Source organism: Streptomyces sp. NPDC051211, from assembly GCF_040689505.1.
Taxonomy (GTDB): domain Bacteria; phylum Actinomycetota; class Actinomycetes; order Streptomycetales; family Streptomycetaceae; genus Streptomyces.
Genome location: NZ_JBFBAV010000026.1, coordinates 1 through 14,804, shown reverse-complemented (window position 1 = coordinate 14,804; position 14,804 = coordinate 1). Strand labels below are relative to the sequence as shown.

The following is a 14,804-nucleotide window of genomic DNA, read 5'->3' as shown; positions in this document are numbered from 1 at the left end:
GTTCCGGAGGTCTTACGCGTCACTCATCTGCGGCATCTCCCCGACGGTCTTGGACATGTCGATGACCGCGAAGGCCGCGCCCTGCGGGTCGGCGAGCGCCGCGAAGCGGCCGAACGGGCTGTCCATCGGGCCGAAGTGCAGCATGCCGCCACGGGCCTTGGCCTTCTCCACCGCCGCGTCGCAGTCCGGGACGGTGAAGTACAGCTGGATGTAGGACGGGACCTCCGGCGGGAACTCCTCCCCCATCTTCATCCGGCCGAGCACCGGGTTCCCCTTGTCGCCGACGCTGAATACCTTGAAGTCCATCCCGGCCGTCTCGGGGTCGTCACCCGGCTCCATCGTCTGCGCCTGGTACGGGAAGACCTTCTTGAGGAAGGCGTCGGCCTTGTCCGGCTCGCGGGTGAACACCTCCGCCCAGGCGTAGGAGCCGTTCTCGCCCATCTTCTCGAAGCCCTTGTGGTCACCCGGCTGCCAGATGCCGAAGATCGCGCCGCTGGGCTCCTGCGCCAGCGCCATCGAGCCGAAGGTGCCGACCTGCATCGGCTCCATCAGGAGGTTGCCGCCCGCCGCCTTCACCTTCTCGGCCGTGGCGGCCACGTCGGACGAGGCGAGGTAGAGGCACCAGGCGGAGGGCATGTCCTCGCCGCCCGGCATGGGCGGGACGACGGCCGCGACGGCCTTTCCGTCGGAGAACGCCTGCGTGTAGTTGCCGAACTCGGTGGAAGCCTCACCGAAGGTCCAGCCCAGTACGTCTCCGTAGAAGGCCTTGGCGCCCTCCACGTCGTTGAACATGGCGTCGGCCCAGCACGGGGCGCCCTCGGGGAAGTCAGTCATGATCGATCCACTCCTGTCGGGTGTGCGCTCGGTTCCCACGCTAGGCCGGGGGTCCGACAATCGCGCGGGGAGCGCGGTGGCGGGGCACGCTGGAGGCATGGACACGGACAACACCTTCCGGCTCGCCCAGCAGCCGGAGGCGGACGAACTGCTGGGCCGCAGCCCGCTCGCCGCGCTGGTCGGCATGCTGCTGGACCAGCAGGTACCGATGGAGTGGGCGTTCACCGGCCCCTGGACCATCGCCCAGCGGCTGGGCTCCGACGACCTGGACGCCCACACCATCGCCGCGTACGACCCGGAGGCCTTCGCCGCGCTCCTCTCGGACAAGCCGGCCGTGCACCGGTACCCCGGGTCGATGGCGAAGCGGGTGCAGCAGCTGTGCGCGTACCTGGTCGAGCACTACGACGGCGACGCGGCGGCGGTCTGGGCGGACGCGGGGACCGGGGCGGAGCTGCTGCGCCGGCTGAAGGACCTGCCGGGCTTCGGGGAGCAGAAGGCCCAGATCTTCCTGGCCCTGCTGGGCAAGCGGATGGGCGTGCGCCCCAAGGGGTGGCGCGAGGCGGCCGGCGGCTACGGCCCGGCCGGCGTGTACCGCTCGGCGGCGGACATCACCGGCCCGGAGTCCCTGGCGAAGGTCCGGGCCTACAAACAGGCGGCAAAGGCAGCAGCCAAGGCCGCCAAAACCTGACCGCTCTCCAACACCCGGCCCGCCGGTTCACTCCCCGCCCCGCCGGGTCACCCCCGCCCCCGCCTCCCCAGCCCCGCCGGCATTTGAGGCGCGGGGGTCCGGGGGCAGCGCCCCCGGCAACAGGCCCGCACAAGCCCACGGCCCGCACTCCCACGCGCCGCCGCCCACGCCCCGAAATTGACCGGGATTGCGCGCAGCCAAATGACACTCCCACCCGGTCACTCCCTCGCATAGATTGATCACATGAACGCGCAGACGACCCCCGCAGCCCAGCCCCTCCTCACCCGCGCGGCCACCGCCGAAGCCATCTACGACGGCCCCGGCAGCCTCATCACCCTGCTCGCCGACCAGCCCGGCCTGACCTGCAACACGGCCACCTTCGACGAGGGCGCGGCCGGCGCGCCCGTCCACTTCCACACCCGGGCCACCGAGTTCTTCTTCGTCACCGAGGGCCGGCTCGACGTCCTCGTCGGCGACGAGATCACCACCCTCGGCACGGGCGACTTCCTGGCCGTGCCCCCCGGCACCAAGCACGCCTTCGCGCCCGCCGCCGGATCCACCGCCCAGGTGCTCGTCGGCTTCACCCCCGGCATGGAGCGCTTCGACTACTACCGCCTGCTCGGCCGGGTCAACGCGGGCGAGGCCACCGTCCAGGACATCAAGGACTCCTCCCCGGTGTACGACAACCACTACGCCGAGAGCTCTGCCTGGGCGGCCCGCACCCGCTAGGGGCAGGGTTCAGCGGCGCCGCCGGGCCGTGCCGAAGATCGAGCGGGAGATCTCGCGGCCCAGCTGGGTGCCGACGGAGCGGGCGAGCGAGCGGAACAGGCCACTGCCGACCACCTGTTCGACCAGGGACGGGTCCGGCTTGGGCGCCGCCTTCTCCGCCGGCTTCGCCTTCTCCGCCCCCTTCTCCGCCCCCTTCTCCGCCCCCGCAGCCGCTGCCGCCGCCTCCGCCGCGGACTCCGCGGCCGCCTGTTCCGCACTGATCTTCTCGTACGCCGACTCCCGGTCGACCGGCTCGGCGTAACGGGACCACAGGAGCGAGGACTTGACCGCCCGCTCCAGTGCGCCCGCCTCGACGGGTCCCATCAGGGACCGCGGTGCCCGCAGCCGGGTCGCCGCCACCGGGGTCGGCGCACCGTCCTCGCTCAGCACCGTGATCACCGCCTCGCCGGTCCCCAGCCGGGTGAGCAGTTCCTCCAGGTCGTACTCCGAATTGGGGAACGTCCTCACCGTGGCCTTCAACGCCTTCGCGTCGTCCGGCGTGAAGGCCCGCAGCGCGTGCTGCACCCGGTTGCCGAGCTGCCCCAGCACGTCCGACGGAACGTCCTTCGGCGTCTGGGTCACGAAGAACACGCCGACGCCCTTCGACCGGATCAGCCGGACCGTCTGGGTGATCGACTCCCGGAACGCCTTCGACGCGCCGTTGAACAGCAGGTGCGCCTCGTCGAAGAAGAACACCAGCTTGGGCTGCTCCAAGTCGCCGACCTCGGGAAGGTCGTTGTAGAGGTCGGCCAGCAGCCACATCAGGAAGGTCGAGAAGAGCTGCGGCTTGTCCTGCACCGCCGGGAGCTCCAGTACGGAGACCGTCCCGCGGCCGTCCGCCGCCGTCCGCAGGAATTCGCCGGAGTCGAACTCTGGCTCGCCGAAGAACTCCGAAGCACCCTGCTGCTCGAATGCGGTGAGGGCCCGGAGAATCACGCCCGCCGTGACCGTCGACAGCCCGCCGATCCCCTTGAGTTCCGGCTTTCCGCGGTCCGAGACGAGAAATGCGACGACCGCCCGGAGATCCTTCAGGTCGATGAGTTCGAGGCCCTTGGAATCGGCGTAGTGGAAGATGAGTCCGAGCGACTGCTCCTGTGTCTGATTGAGCTGCAGCACCTTGGACAGGAGGACCGGGCCGAAACTCGTGACGGTGGCCCGCACCGGAATTCCCGGACCGATACCGCCGAGTGAGTAGAACTCGCTGGGATATCCGTTCGCCTCCCACTCCTGCGCGACCTCTTTCGCCCGCTCCCCGATCCTCTCGCTGGGGACGCCCGGCGCCGAGATTCCCGATACGTCGCCCTTGACGTCGGCGAGGAAGACCGGCACCCCGTTCTCCGACAGCTGCTCGGCGATGAGCTGGAGCGTCTTGGTCTTGCCGGTGCCGGTGGCCCCCGCGACGAGGCCGTGCCGGTTCAGCATCGACAGCGGGATGCGGATCTGGAATTCCGGCAGGCAGGCCCCGTCCCAGAGCAGCGCACCCAGGTCGAGGGCCGGTCCGTCGAAGGCGTAGCCGGCGGCGATCGCTTCGGCCGGGGCCGGTGGGGTCCCCGGGGTGCCCGAAGAGCCCGCGGCGGTGCTGTCGCTCATCTCTCACTCCCGAAATAGCCCTGTTTGACACCTTTGCACCAACGTCGCGAGGCTGCGCCCCCGGGCACCGGCCCGGTAGGCTTTCCGTGTGATCTTCAAGCGCATCGGAAACGGGCGGCCGTACCCCGACCACGGCAGGGAAACCACCCGGCAGTGGGCGGACGTCGCGCCGCGCCCGGTCCGGCTCGACCAGCTGGTGACCACCAAGGGCCAGCTGGACCTCGAGACGCTGCTCGCCGAGGACTCGACCTTCTACGGCGATCTTTTCGCGCACGTCGTGAAATGGCAGGGCGATCTCTACCTGGAGGACGGGCTGCACCGCGCCGTCCGCGCCGCGCTGCAACAGCGCCAGGTACTGCACGCGCGCGTTCTCGAACTGGGCTGATTGCGCCTTTCGGGTCTGGTCTGCACTATCAACAGATCATTTAGTAGGCATCCTCACCGGGCCGCACTACGCTGCCGCACATGAGCATGCTCACTCCCCCCGGCATGGGCGGAAAGTACCGCGTAACGGGAGCCGCTTACCCCCGCATGTCCCGTCCCCGGCGCCGCCGTCGGATCGTGCTCGCCGTCCTCGGTGCCGTCGTGGCGCTCGGCCTGCTCGGTTACGGCACGCTGCAGCTCGTCGACGTGTTCCGCGGTGACGAAAAGAAGACGGCCGCCGGCACCGGCACGGACTGCGTCCAGGACAAGCAGGGGAAGCCGGCGGCGCCCGCCGCCGTCTCCAAGGCCCCGGCCGTGGCACTGCCCAAGCCCGGACAGATCACGGTCAACGTCTACAACGCCACCCCGCGCTCCGGCCTGGCCAAGGCCGTCGGCGACGAGCTGCGCAAACGCGGCTTCGTCATCGGCAAGGTGGGCAACGCGCCCGCCGACTTCGACAAGAAGGTGCCCGGCGCCGGGATACTGCTGGGCTCCCCCCGGACCGACAAGGCGGCCTACTCGGTGCTCGGCACCCAGCTGGCCGGCACCACCCAGCAGACCGACGCCCGCGAGAGCGCGGACATCGACCTGATCCTGGGCGACGCCTTCAAGGCGCTGAGCACCAAGGAGGACGCCGACAAGGCACTGGCCGTCCTGGCCAATCCCGCGCCCGCGCCCTCCGCGAAGTGCTGAGCCGCTCGGAGATACCGAGCCACTCGGAAGTGCCGAGCCACTCGGAGGTACCGAGCTACTCGGCCGCGCCGTACATGCGGTCGCCCGCGTCGCCCAGCCCCGGCACGATGTAGCCGTGCTCGTTGAGCCGCTCGTCGACGGAGGCGGTGACCACGGTCACCGGCTGGCCGGCCAGGTCGCGCTCCATGACCTCGATGCCCTCGGGCGCGGCCAGCAGCACCACGGCCGTGACATCGTCGGCACCGCGCTTGATCAGCTCCTGGATCGCCGCGACCAGGGTGCCGCCGGTGGCCAGCATCGGGTCGACGACGTACACCTGGCGGCCCGAGAGGTCCTCCGGCATGCGCGTGGCGTACGTGGAGGCCTCCAGGGTCTCCTCGTTGCGCACCATGCCCATGAAGCCCACCTCGGCGGTCGGCAGCAGCCGCACCATGCCGTCGAGCATGCCCAGGCCGGCCCGCAGGATCGGCACCACCAGCGGGCGCGGATGGGACATCTTCACCCCGGTGGTCGGGCCGACCGGGGTCTCGATGTCGGCCTGCTCGGTGCGCACGTCCCGGGTGGCCTCGTACGCGAGCAGGGTCACCAGCTCGTCGGCGAGCCGCCGGAAGGTCGGGGAATCGGTGCGCTTGTCGCGCAGGGTGGTCAGTTTGTGCGCCACCAGCGGGTGGTCGACGACGTGGATCCGCATAACCCCACAGTAACCGCGCCGAAGGCTCTGGCATCAATGCGGCTGTCCGGGGGAAGCTGGGGCAGGGGGGTCTGCTTCGCGACGCGGAGGAGGACGACGGACCAGCCTGGGATGGTGGCCGATGGCAGACGAGCAGCCGATCCGGGAAGAAGAGGAACCAGAGACGACGGCGCAGCGCCGAGCGCGCCGCGCGCAGTTCCTGCGCGAGCTGCACGAGGCCCGCGAGCTGCGCGACCGAGTCCAGCCGCGGCGCGCCCGGGCCGCCCGGATGCGCCAACAGATGCGGATGCGTACGTTCCGCTGGTGAGCCGTACCACGGCCGCGCAACCCCCCGAGCAGCACACCCGGCGCGCGGCGCGGCACGACGCAAGCGCGGAAGACCTCTCGCAAAGCCGCTGTTTCTGCCACGATGCCGATGGGGCGGGGCACGAAACGGCACGCACGACGGCCGTTCCACCCCCAACCTCCGGCCGGGGGGACCTCCAACCGGCATCACGCCTATGACCAGTGGGAGAGTCACGGTGTACTTCGCCGCACTGCTCGCGCGCACCGAAGACGGGTGGGAAGCGAGCGACATGGAACTCGACGACGTCGAGTCGCTGACGGATCTGACCGATCTCGCCCGCGCCGCCGCGGTCGACGACGACACGGTGGTCGCCTTCATCGAGCAGGAGGACGGCTGGTTCGGCGTCGTCCGGGTCGACGGTGAGGACGATCCGCGGATCTTCGTCTCCAATGCCGCGTCTGCCGCCCGCAGCTCGTACGGCTCGATGCTCACCGACGAGCTGTTGGGCCGCGACGAGGACGACGACGAACTCGACGAGCTGGACCTCGACGGTACCGAGGACGGCGAGGAGGAGGCGGTCGCCGCCTACGAGGAGGAGGACCCAGACGACAGTGAGGCGCGGCCCGGTGCCGACCCGGCCCCGGTGGGGCCGCTCGGTGACCTCGACCTGCTCGCCGACCTCGGAGTGAGCCGCAAGCAGCTGCTCGCCCTCGAGGAGGACGCACTCGGCGAGCTCGCGGACGCGCTCGGCGCCACCGATGTGCTGGAGACCGTCCGCTAGTGAGCGATCTGCACGACCCCGATCCCCTGCGGGATCCGTGGCGGGACGCCATGCGCCTGGCGCTGGCGGAGGCCGCCCGGGCGGTGCCGGCCGGTGACGTACCGGTCGGCGCCGTCGTGCTCGGCCCCGAGGGCAGGGTCCTGGCCACCGGGTACAACGAGCGTGAGGCCACGGGGGATCCCACCGCGCACGCAGAGGTGCTGGCCATCCGGCGGGCCGCGGCGGAGCTCGGCGAGTGGCGGCTGCCGGGATGCACCCTGGTGGTCACCCTCGAGCCGTGCGTGATGTGCGCGGGCGCCCTGGTGCAGTCCCGCGTCGCGCGGGTCGTCTACGGCGCGGACGACGAGAAGGCGGGCGCGGCCGGGTCGCTCTGGGACCTCGTACGGGACCGCAGGCTCAACCACCGGCCCGAGGTGATCCGCGGAGTGCTGGCCGAGGAGTGCGCGGAACAGCTGACGGACTTCTTCCGCGCGCTGTGACGCATACGGATTTCGGCGCACGGGCCTGCGTGGGCTAAGCTCTCTCTCGGTAGCGTGTCCGAGCGGCCGAAGGAGCACGCCTCGAAAGCGTGTGAGGGGGCAACTCCTCCGTGGGTTCAAATCCCACCGCTACCGCTCTGATCGAGAGCCCCGCCCCGCAAGGGTCGGGGCTCTCGTCGTACTCCGCACCGGTGAGCGGTGTCCGGCCGCCGCGTGACCGGCCGCGCGCTCGGCCGTTGTCACGGCATGACCAAGACCCAGCGCATGCTCGCCGCCATCGCCCTCGCGGGGGCCGCCACGGGCCTCGCCGCCCCGTCCGCCTCCGCCCTGCCGGTGGCTCCCCTGACCCTCCCGGACCTGCCGCAGGCGGCCCCCGGCATGCCGGCCGACGCCCAGCCCGCCTCGGTACAGGAGATCGGCGGGAAGGTGAGCACCGGGGTGAACCAGCTCGGCGAACTGATGAACCTGCCGAACCACCTGTCGCCCGTCATCGACCCCCTGCAGCCGGTGCTCGGCCTGGCGGGCGGCCTGGGGTAGCACCCGCCCTGCACGGCTCAACGGCACGCACGGCTCACGGCACGCACGGCACGCACGGCACGCAGAAGGCCCCGACCGGGGTCGGGGCCTTCGCACGCGGGGACGGGGAAAGCGGCATCGGGGGGACAAGCCGCTTCCCCCGACGAGGAGGGAACCCGTCGGCCCGAGCCGCAGTCAGGGGGAAGCTTGCGGCTCGGACCCCGCAGTGAGGTCCCGTCCCTCACCCTCCGGTTTCCTGCCAGAACCGGAGGGCTCACGAACAATCCTGCGCTCCTCCCGGCCGCGGATCCCGCGGCGAACGGCCCCTCATGGCGGGTCGTTGGTCCCTAAAGACCTGGTGAGTGTCCGAACCCGACCGGTTAGACTCACCCGAGTTCCGCAGGACCGGCAGGGGAGGCCGAAACCGCTCGTGGACACCAAAAAGCTCATCACGGGCGCCCTGACCGTGTTCGTCCTGTTCGTCATCATCACCCAGCCGAAGCGCGCCGCCGAGATGGTGGAGATCGGTTTTCAGGGCATATCGGATGCCGCCAAGGGAATCGGCGAGTTCATGACCGAACTGGTGAACTGAACCCGTACGCTGATCCCAATTCGGGACATACCGGCCCTTCACCCCGAGCGGTGGAGGGCTTTCTGTGTATCCGCCGCACTTCTGCGCCGACACCAGCCCGACGATAGCCGCCAATTGTCCAACTTGCCCTCAACACGGCGATATACGGTGCTTGCACACAGTGCACATGTCTTGTGATGCTATGACCGCTTTTGACGGATGAGACGGACGACTCGGTCGAGTCGACCGAGTGGACATCGATAGGGGTGGCGTGACCGTGCCGGCCAGTACTGCGCCTCAGGTGCCACCCCAGCAGGAGCCGCCCGAAGAGCCTCCTGTGGCCGCCCGGCCGCAGAGCCGGGGTGCCGACACCCGCGCCCTCACCCAGGTCCTCTTCGGGCAGCTGAAGGGCCTGGAACCGGGCACCAGCGAACATAACCGGGTCCGCGGGGCCCTGATCGAGGCCAACCTCCCGCTCGTCCGCTACGCGGCCGCCCGCTTCCGCAGCCGCAACGAGCCCATGGAGGACGTGGTCCAGGTCGGCACGATCGGGCTGATCAACGCGATCGACCGGTTCGACCCGGACCGCGGGGTGCAGTTCCCGACCTTCGCGATGCCGACCGTGGTGGGCGAGATCAAGCGGTACTTCCGCGACAACGTCCGCACCGTCCACGTGCCCCGCCGGCTGCACGAGCTGTGGGTGCAGGTGAACGCGGCCACCGAGGACCTCACCACCCTGCACGGGCGGATCCCCACCACCGCGGAGATCGCCGAGCGGCTGCGCATCGGCGAGGACGAGGTGCTGTCCTGCATCGAGGCCGGACGCTCCTACCACGCCACCTCGCTGGAGGCCGCCCAGGAGGGCGACGGGATGCCCGGCCTGCTCGACCGGCTGGGATACGAGGACCCGGAGCTGGCCGGGGTCGAACACCGGGACCTGGTCCGCCATCTGCTCGTACAACTGCCCGAGCGCGAGCAGCGGATCCTGCTCCTGCGCTACTACAGCAATCTGACGCAGTCGCAGATCAGCGCGGAGCTCGGGGTCTCGCAGATGCACGTCTCCCGGCTGCTGGCGCGGAGCTTCGCTCGACTCCGATCCGCAAACAGGATCGAGGCGTAACCGGAACGAGTGGAGATCGCTCCGCTCGTTTCCCGACAGAACGGGCTCATTCCGGTCTGTCGCTGCAGTGATATGTCGACTTGGCGCTACAGCGTGTTGCCGACATGTGACATTCTGCTGGAACCGCGTTTGCCGCAGCCCCGCCTCCGGTATTCAGGTGGAGGCTGCGTTCCTCCGACGGGCGCGCCCGACGCGACCGTCCGCGACCTCAAGGGGGTGGCATGTCCGTAGACCAGGGCAGCTCCAAGGTGCTCACGCTCGTCAAGAGCGAGGCTCCGGCGGCACCTGCAGCGTCTGACCGCTCGGAAGCCATCGACACCCGCACCCTCTCCCGCTCCCTCTTCCAGCGACTCGCCACCCTGGACGCGGACAGCCCGGAACGGGCCTACGTGCGCGACACCCTGATCGAGCTGAACCTGCCGCTGGTGCGGTACGCCGCGGCCCGGTTCCGCAGCCGCAACGAGCCGATGGAGGACATCGTCCAGGTCGGCACGATCGGGCTGATCAAGGCGATCGACCGGTTCGACTGCGAACGGGGCGTGGAGTTCCCGACGTTCGCGATGCCGACCGTCGTGGGCGAGATCAAACGATTCTTTCGGGACACTTCCTGGTCCGTCCGGGTCCCGCGCCGGCTCCAGGAGCTGCGCCTGGCCCTGACCAAGGCCAGCGACGAGCTCGCCCAGAAACTGGACCGCTCGCCGACCGTGCCCGAACTGGCCGCCGTACTGGGCGTGTCCGAGGAGGACGTGGTCGACGGGCTCGCGGTCGGCAACGCGTACACCGCCTCCTCGCTCGACTCGCCCTCCCCGGAGGACGAGGGCGGCGAGGGCTCCCTCGCGGACCGGCTCGGCTACGAGGACAGCGCGCTGGAGGGGGTGGAGTACCGCGAGTCGCTCAAGCCGCTGCTGGCCAAACTCCCGCCCCGGGAACGGCAGATCATCATGCTGCGCTTCTTCGCCAACATGACCCAGTCGCAGATCGGCGAGGAGGTCGGCATCTCCCAGATGCACGTCTCCCGGCTGCTGACCCGCACCCTGGCGCAGCTCCGGCAGGGCCTCATCGGCGAGTAGCAACCGGCGTACTCCTCTGGTCATTTGACGTAGCGTCAGCAACACTGGCGCGATGCGAAGGGGAGCGCTGACCGCGCTGACTGCGCTCACTGGGTGTCTGGCCGCCGCAGCCGTCCTGACCGGCTGTGGCGGTCCGGCGCGTGACGGCTACGTGGCCGTGGGCGCGGCGGGAGCCGGCCCGGAGCGGGCCTGGGGCGAGACCGTGCCGCCCAAGGGACCGGTGGAGTTCCAGGCACTGTCCCCCGCGCCGTCCGGCCCGTCCGGCCCGTCGGACACATCCGGTACCTCGAGTACGTCGGCCGACCCGGCGAACCCGTCTCCGCGACCCGGCTCCGCCACACCCGGAACCCCGCCGGGCACCGGCACGGGCTCCGAAGGCCCGGGTGCGGGCGGCACCGGAGGCACCGGAGGCTCGGGCGGCTCGGACACGGACACGGGCACGACAGCCCCGGCTACCCCGGGGGACCCGGGCACCCCGGGCACCCCGGGCGCCACGGCGCCGCCGGCCACTCCCGGCAGACCGGGCACACCCAGCCCACCGGCCACACCCGCCCCGCCCACCACCTCGCCCACCAAGCCGGGCACCACCGCCCCGGCCACCCCGGCCAAGCTGCTCCTCGGCACCCCGGTCCGCACGGCGACGGCCGACCGCTGGTGCGAGAAGGTCACGGTGCGCTTCACCAACACCGGGACCACCGCGGCGCGTTCGGGCACGGTGACCTTCGCCACCCACATCATCGGCGCACTCGGCATCGACTGGGCCACCATCACCAGCAGCCAGCCGCTGCCCGCACCGATCGCGGGCGGCACGTCGCAGACGCGCACCTACACGGTGTGCGTCGACGCCTGGCGGGTCCCGCTGGGCATGCACATCGAGACCCAGCAGGTCACCGCGACCTGGCGCTAGCGGGCGTCAGCGCAGGGCGAGCCAGGCCACCGCACCGATCACGAGCACCAGGCCGAAGCCGAGGCCCAGCCAGACCAGGGACTTCGAACCGGAAGCCTGCTGGCGGTGACCGGCGGCCGCCCCCGGACGGGCCGGCTCGCCCTCGTCCACGAAGGCTCGGAACATCTGCGTGCTGCCCGCGGGGTCGTAGTTTCCCTCGGGGCCCTGTGAGTTGCTGTGTGCAGCCATGGACACGGACCCTAGCGGGTTTTCCCTTTCCTTTACCGCCCCTCCCCCCAGATTCATTTGCCTGTAGCAACCATCCGCTTTTATGGTTGCTCTAAGCAACAAGATGGGGAGGGTGCTCCGTGCCGAGCCACTACGAGGAGCTGGCCCGCCGGCTCACCGGCATCGGCGCGGTCAAGCGCGATCTCGCCCGCAACCTTCCCGCCGACTGCCCGCCCGGCCCCGCCGCCGTCCTCACCGTGCTCGACCGGCACGGCGAGATGCGGCTCAGCCGGCTGTCCGAGCTGCTCGCCGTCGACATCTCCGTGACCAGCCGGCACGTGGCCCACGTCGCCGAGCGCGGCTGGATCGACCGGGAGACCGACCCGGGCGACGGCCGCTGCCGGATCCTCCGCCTCACCCCGGCGGGCAGCCGGCTCCTCGCCGACATCGCAGCCCGGTACACGGCCGCACTGGAGCGGGCGCTGGCCGACTGGTCCACCGAGGACATCGCCGCCCTGAACACCCTGCTGGCCCGACTCCGATCGAGCTTCTGACCACACTCTGACCACCGTCTGACCACCGAAGGACACACATGGCCACGACCACACCCACCGGTGTGCGGGGCGACGGCCGACCGGAGACCGCGCCCACCCCGCCCGACGGCACCCCCATGACCCACCCGCAGATCATGAAGGCCCTGTCCGGACTGATGCTCGGCATGTTCGTGGCGATCCTGTCGTCCACGATCGTCTCGAACGCCCTCCCGCAGAACATCACCGACCTCGGCGGCACCCAGTCCTCCTACACCTGGGTGGTCACCGCCGCGCTGCTGTCCATGACCGCCAGCACCCCGCTCTGGGGGAAGCTGGCCGACCTGTTCAGCAAGAAGCTGCTGGTCCAGATCTCCCTGGTGATCTACGTCCTGGGGTCGGTGGTCGCGGGCCTGTCCCAGAACACCGGCACCCTCATCGCCTGCCGCGTGGTCCAGGGCATCGGCGTCGGCGGCCTGTCCGCCCTCGCGCAGATCGTGATGGCCGCGATGATCTCCCCCCGGGAGCGCGGCCGGTACAGCGGCTACCTCGGCGCCGTCTTCGCCGTGGCCACGGTCGGCGGCCCGCTGCTCGGCGGAGTCATCACCGACACCGACTGGATGGGCTGGCGCTGGTGCTTCTACGTCGGCGTGCCCTTCGCGGTGATCGCCCTGATCGTGTTGCAGCGCACCCTCCGGCTGCCGGTGGTACGGCGCGAGGTCAAGGTCGACTGGCTCGGCGCATTCCTGATCAGCGCGTCCGTGTCCCTGCTCCTCATCTGGGTGACCCAGGCCGGCGACTCGTACGACTGGGTGTCCTGGCAGACCTGGGCCATGACCGGCGGCGCGCTGTTGCTCGGCGTTCTCTTCGTCCTGGCCGAATCCCGGGCGAGCGACCCGATCATCCCGCTGCGCCTGTTCCGCAACCCGACCATCACGCTGGCCTCGGCCGCCTCGCTCTTCGTGGGCGTGGCCATGTTCTCCGGCACGGTGTTCTTCAGCCAGTATTTCCAGCTGGCCCGCAACGAGTCGCCGACCATGTCCGGCATCCTGACGATCCCGATGATCGGCGGCCTGTTCGTCTCCTCCACGGTCTCCGGCCAGATCATCACCAAGACCGGAAGGTGGAAGGCCTGGCTGGTGTCCGGCGCCGTGCTCCTCACGGCCGGCCTCGGCCTCCTCGGCACCCTCCGGTACGACACCGAGTACTGGCACATCGCGGTCTTCATGGCGCTCACCGGTCTCGGTCTCGGCATGATGATGCAGAACCTGGTCCTCGCCACCCAGAACCAGGTGGCCCCGGAAGACCTGGGCGCGGCCAGCTCGGTGGTCACCTTCTTCCGCTCGCTCGGCGGCGCGATGGGCGTCTCGGCACTGGGCGCGCTGATGGCCCACCGGGTCTCCGGCTACGTCGAGGACGGCCTGACCGCCCTCGGCCCGAAGGCTGCGGCACTGGGCCACGGCGGCACCGGCGGGGGCGGCATCCCCGACCTCGACAAGCTGCCCGCGCCGTTCCGCGAGGTGGTCGAGTCGGCGTACGGGCACGGCGTCGGCGACGTCTTCCTGTACGCGGCGCCGACCGCCCTGGCCGCGCTGCTGCTGGTGGTGTTCATCAAGGAGGTCGCCCTGAAGTCCCGCCCGACCCCCGAGACCCCCACGACCTCCCCGAACACCACCCCCTAAACCCTCCCCCCGGCATTCGCCTCGATCCCGGCGACGAGCACATCCACCGCAACCTCGAAGTCCTCTTCGGACGCCCGCCGGACGGTCCCACCACAGCCCTGGAGGAACTGCACGACGGCAAGATGAGCGCCGGCCCTGGCGGGTTCCACCAGGCCGGCGCTCTCCAGCGTCCGCAACAGCGCGGTGTCGAAGGCCCGCGCGTGCGGCCCGATGTTGGGGTACTCGGCGGCGAGTTGCCGGGCCCAGGGATGTCCGGCCAGCACCCGCCGGTAGCCACAGGCAAGCTCCCGCAGGCGTGCGCCCCAGTCCGCGCCCTTGCTCGACATGGACAGTTCACCCATCACCCGGTCCAGGGCGAGCTCCAACAGGTCGTGCTTGGTGTCGACGTACCAGTACAGGGACATCGCCGTCACCCCGAGCTGCCCGGCCAGCCGCCGCATGGAGAACCCGCCGAGCCCCTCGGCGTCCAGCAGCTGCACGGCCGCACCGGTGATCCGCTCCCGGTCCAGCCCGGACGGCACCGCTCCACCGCGCCGCCGCCCGCCGACCGGCCTGACGGCCAGCCAGACACTGGTGCGCGCGGGTTCGGCCGAAGTCACCATGGGGCACCCTCCTGAGGCGCCCGACGTCCAGCCCGGTATGCCCGGTGCGCCCCCTTCATGCTAGAGCGTTCCTACCCGGTTCCAGGGCCCGTTCCCACCACACTCAGCCCGGCCGGGGCCTTCAACCTCGCCGGCTTTGAGGCGCGGGTCCCGGCCGGAGGCATTCTCAGCCCGGCATTTTCAGCCTCGCCGGCGTTTGAGGCGCGGGGGCGCGGGGGCGGAGCCCCGGAAGGCGGGTGCCGGGGGCGGAGCCCCGGAAGGCGGGGGCGCGGGGGCGGAGCCCCGGAAGGCGGGTGCCGGGCGCAGCCCGCGCACCCGCCCCGGGGGGCCGGGGGCAGGCGCCGTCTTCGCGTCCCAGCGGCCCGG

The 14,804-nt window shown here is 70.7% G+C and carries 19 protein-coding genes and 1 tRNA gene; 15 read left to right on the top strand and 5 right to left on the bottom strand.

From position 1 onward, the window contains the following. Positions 1-12 precede the first annotated feature (12 nt). Positions 13-834 carry a VOC family protein gene (locus tag AB0447_RS23575; RefSeq protein WP_366478699.1) on the bottom strand — a complete coding sequence of 274 codons (822 nt, stop codon included), beginning with the start codon at positions 832-834 and terminating at the stop codon, positions 13-15. Positions 835-931: 97 nt separating this feature from the next. Between AB0447_RS23575 and AB0447_RS23570 the strand changes: the two genes are divergently transcribed. Next, positions 932-1,522, top strand: coding sequence for an HhH-GPD-type base excision DNA repair protein (locus AB0447_RS23570; RefSeq protein WP_366478698.1), 591 nt, complete (start codon positions 932-934; stop codon positions 1,520-1,522). Between the two features lie 243 nt (positions 1,523-1,765). Beyond that, positions 1,766-2,251, top strand: a complete 486-nt coding sequence (locus tag AB0447_RS23565; RefSeq protein WP_366478697.1) for a cupin domain-containing protein — start codon at positions 1,766-1,768, stop codon at positions 2,249-2,251. Between the two features lie 9 nt (positions 2,252-2,260). Here AB0447_RS23565 and AB0447_RS23560 read toward each other — a convergent pair whose 3' ends face one another. Continuing rightward, on the bottom strand, positions 2,261-3,880 hold the full coding sequence (locus AB0447_RS23560) for a helicase HerA-like domain-containing protein (protein WP_366478696.1): 1,620 nt from the start codon (positions 3,878-3,880) through the stop codon (positions 2,261-2,263). Between the two features lie 88 nt (positions 3,881-3,968). Here AB0447_RS23560 and AB0447_RS23555 point away from each other — a divergent pair, with 88 nt between their 5' ends. Both AB0447_RS23555 and AB0447_RS23550 read left to right on the top strand, forming a co-directional pair. Continuing rightward, positions 3,969-4,265: a type II toxin-antitoxin system VapB family antitoxin gene (locus AB0447_RS23555; RefSeq protein ID WP_099173160.1), complete on the top strand. Its 297-nt coding sequence runs from the start codon at positions 3,969-3,971 to the stop codon at positions 4,263-4,265. Between the two features lie 80 nt (positions 4,266-4,345). After that, positions 4,346-4,996 carry a LytR C-terminal domain-containing protein gene (locus AB0447_RS23550; protein WP_366478695.1) on the top strand — a complete coding sequence of 217 codons (651 nt, stop codon included), beginning with the start codon at positions 4,346-4,348 and terminating at the stop codon, positions 4,994-4,996. A 55-nt stretch (positions 4,997-5,051) separates the two neighbouring features. Here AB0447_RS23550 and upp read toward each other — a convergent pair whose 3' ends face one another. Continuing rightward, entirely contained in the window at positions 5,052-5,687 is a 636-nt protein-coding gene (gene upp, locus AB0447_RS23545) for a uracil phosphoribosyltransferase (protein WP_150208633.1), read from the bottom strand. A 121-nt stretch (positions 5,688-5,808) separates the two neighbouring features. Here upp and AB0447_RS23540 point away from each other — a divergent pair, with 121 nt between their 5' ends. The 9 genes from AB0447_RS23540 (at position 5,809) to AB0447_RS23500 (ending at position 11,417) form a co-directional block, all read left to right on the top strand. Next, positions 5,809-5,994, top strand: a complete 186-nt coding sequence (locus tag AB0447_RS23540) for a hypothetical protein (protein WP_366478694.1) — start codon at positions 5,809-5,811, stop codon at positions 5,992-5,994. 214 nt (positions 5,995-6,208) lie between these two features. Then, complete coding sequence (locus AB0447_RS23535; RefSeq protein WP_366478770.1) at positions 6,209-6,754, top strand: hypothetical protein; 546 nt, start codon at positions 6,209-6,211, stop codon at positions 6,752-6,754. Positions 6,755-6,804: 50 nt separating this feature from the next. Further along, positions 6,805-7,233, top strand: a complete 429-nt coding sequence (gene tadA / locus AB0447_RS23530; protein ID WP_366478769.1) for a tRNA adenosine(34) deaminase TadA — start codon at positions 6,805-6,807, stop codon at positions 7,231-7,233. Positions 7,234-7,281: 48 nt separating this feature from the next. After that, a tRNA-Ser gene (locus AB0447_RS23525) sits at positions 7,282-7,368 on the top strand. Positions 7,369-7,479: 111 nt separating this feature from the next. Next, positions 7,480-7,770 (top strand): hypothetical protein, encoded by a 291-nt coding sequence (locus tag AB0447_RS23520; protein ID WP_366478693.1) that lies wholly within the window; start codon positions 7,480-7,482, stop codon positions 7,768-7,770. A gap of 409 nt (positions 7,771-8,179) precedes the next feature. Continuing rightward, positions 8,180-8,341 (top strand): hypothetical protein, encoded by a 162-nt coding sequence (locus AB0447_RS23515; RefSeq protein WP_366478692.1) that lies wholly within the window; start codon positions 8,180-8,182, stop codon positions 8,339-8,341. Between the two features lie 250 nt (positions 8,342-8,591). After that, positions 8,592-9,440 (top strand): RNA polymerase sigma factor SigF, encoded by an 849-nt coding sequence (locus AB0447_RS23510; RefSeq protein WP_366478768.1) that lies wholly within the window; start codon positions 8,592-8,594, stop codon positions 9,438-9,440. A 221-nt stretch (positions 9,441-9,661) separates the two neighbouring features. Continuing rightward, positions 9,662-10,510, top strand: coding sequence for an RNA polymerase sigma factor SigF (locus AB0447_RS23505; RefSeq protein ID WP_366478691.1), 849 nt, complete (start codon positions 9,662-9,664; stop codon positions 10,508-10,510). Between the two features lie 52 nt (positions 10,511-10,562). Continuing rightward, entirely contained in the window at positions 10,563-11,417 is an 855-nt protein-coding gene (locus tag AB0447_RS23500) for a hypothetical protein (RefSeq protein WP_366478690.1), read from the top strand. A gap of 6 nt (positions 11,418-11,423) precedes the next feature. Here AB0447_RS23500 and AB0447_RS23495 read toward each other — a convergent pair whose 3' ends face one another. Next, complete coding sequence (locus tag AB0447_RS23495) at positions 11,424-11,645, bottom strand: hypothetical protein (RefSeq protein WP_366478689.1); 222 nt, start codon at positions 11,643-11,645, stop codon at positions 11,424-11,426. A 119-nt stretch (positions 11,646-11,764) separates the two neighbouring features. Between AB0447_RS23495 and AB0447_RS23490 the strand changes: the two genes are divergently transcribed. Together AB0447_RS23490 and AB0447_RS23485 are read left to right on the top strand one after the other, a co-directional pair. Beyond that, positions 11,765-12,178 (top strand): MarR family transcriptional regulator, encoded by a 414-nt coding sequence (locus tag AB0447_RS23490; RefSeq protein WP_366478688.1) that lies wholly within the window; start codon positions 11,765-11,767, stop codon positions 12,176-12,178. Between the two features lie 38 nt (positions 12,179-12,216). Beyond that, a complete protein-coding gene (locus AB0447_RS23485; RefSeq protein ID WP_366478687.1) occupies positions 12,217-13,836 on the top strand; it encodes an MDR family MFS transporter in 1,620 nt (539 codons plus the stop codon). Here AB0447_RS23485 and AB0447_RS23480 read toward each other — a convergent pair. Beyond that, the gene (locus AB0447_RS23480) at positions 13,833-14,438 is read right to left on the bottom strand and encodes a TetR/AcrR family transcriptional regulator C-terminal domain-containing protein (RefSeq protein ID WP_366478686.1); all 606 of its coding nucleotides are present in this window, start codon (positions 14,436-14,438) and stop codon (positions 13,833-13,835) included. The two genes, AB0447_RS23485 and AB0447_RS23480, sit on opposite strands and share 4 nt — an antisense overlap. Positions 14,439-14,804: the final 366 nt, after the last annotated feature.

Bases quoted from the DNA above. Each gene is read 5' to 3' on its own strand.
- AB0447_RS23575 (WP_366478699.1), bottom strand. From the start codon at position 834: ATGACTGACTTCCCCGAGGGCGCCCCGTGCTGGGCCGACGCCATGTTC.
- AB0447_RS23570 (WP_366478698.1), top strand. From the start codon at position 932: ATGGACACGGACAACACCTTCCGGCTCGCCCAGCAGCCGGAGGCGGAC.
- AB0447_RS23565 (WP_366478697.1), top strand. From the start codon at position 1,766: ATGAACGCGCAGACGACCCCCGCAGCCCAGCCCCTCCTCACCCGCGCG.
- AB0447_RS23560 (WP_366478696.1), bottom strand. From the start codon at position 3,880: ATGAGCGACAGCACCGCCGCGGGCTCTTCGGGCACCCCGGGGACCCCA.
- AB0447_RS23550 (WP_366478695.1), top strand. From the start codon at position 4,346: ATGAGCATGCTCACTCCCCCCGGCATGGGCGGAAAGTACCGCGTAACG.
- upp (WP_150208633.1), bottom strand. From the start codon at position 5,687: ATGCGGATCCACGTCGTCGACCACCCGCTGGTGGCGCACAAACTGACC.
- AB0447_RS23540 (WP_366478694.1), top strand. From the start codon at position 5,809: ATGGCAGACGAGCAGCCGATCCGGGAAGAAGAGGAACCAGAGACGACG.
- tadA (WP_366478769.1), top strand. From the start codon at position 6,805: ATGCGCCTGGCGCTGGCGGAGGCCGCCCGGGCGGTGCCGGCCGGTGAC.
- AB0447_RS23520 (WP_366478693.1), top strand. From the start codon at position 7,480: ATGACCAAGACCCAGCGCATGCTCGCCGCCATCGCCCTCGCGGGGGCC.
- AB0447_RS23505 (WP_366478691.1), top strand. From the start codon at position 9,662: ATGTCCGTAGACCAGGGCAGCTCCAAGGTGCTCACGCTCGTCAAGAGC.
- AB0447_RS23500 (WP_366478690.1), top strand. From the start codon at position 10,563: ATGCGAAGGGGAGCGCTGACCGCGCTGACTGCGCTCACTGGGTGTCTG.
- AB0447_RS23495 (WP_366478689.1), bottom strand. From the start codon at position 11,645: ATGGCTGCACACAGCAACTCACAGGGCCCCGAGGGAAACTACGACCCC.
- AB0447_RS23485 (WP_366478687.1), top strand. From the start codon at position 12,217: ATGGCCACGACCACACCCACCGGTGTGCGGGGCGACGGCCGACCGGAG.
- AB0447_RS23480 (WP_366478686.1), bottom strand. From the start codon at position 14,438: ATGGTGACTTCGGCCGAACCCGCGCGCACCAGTGTCTGGCTGGCCGTC.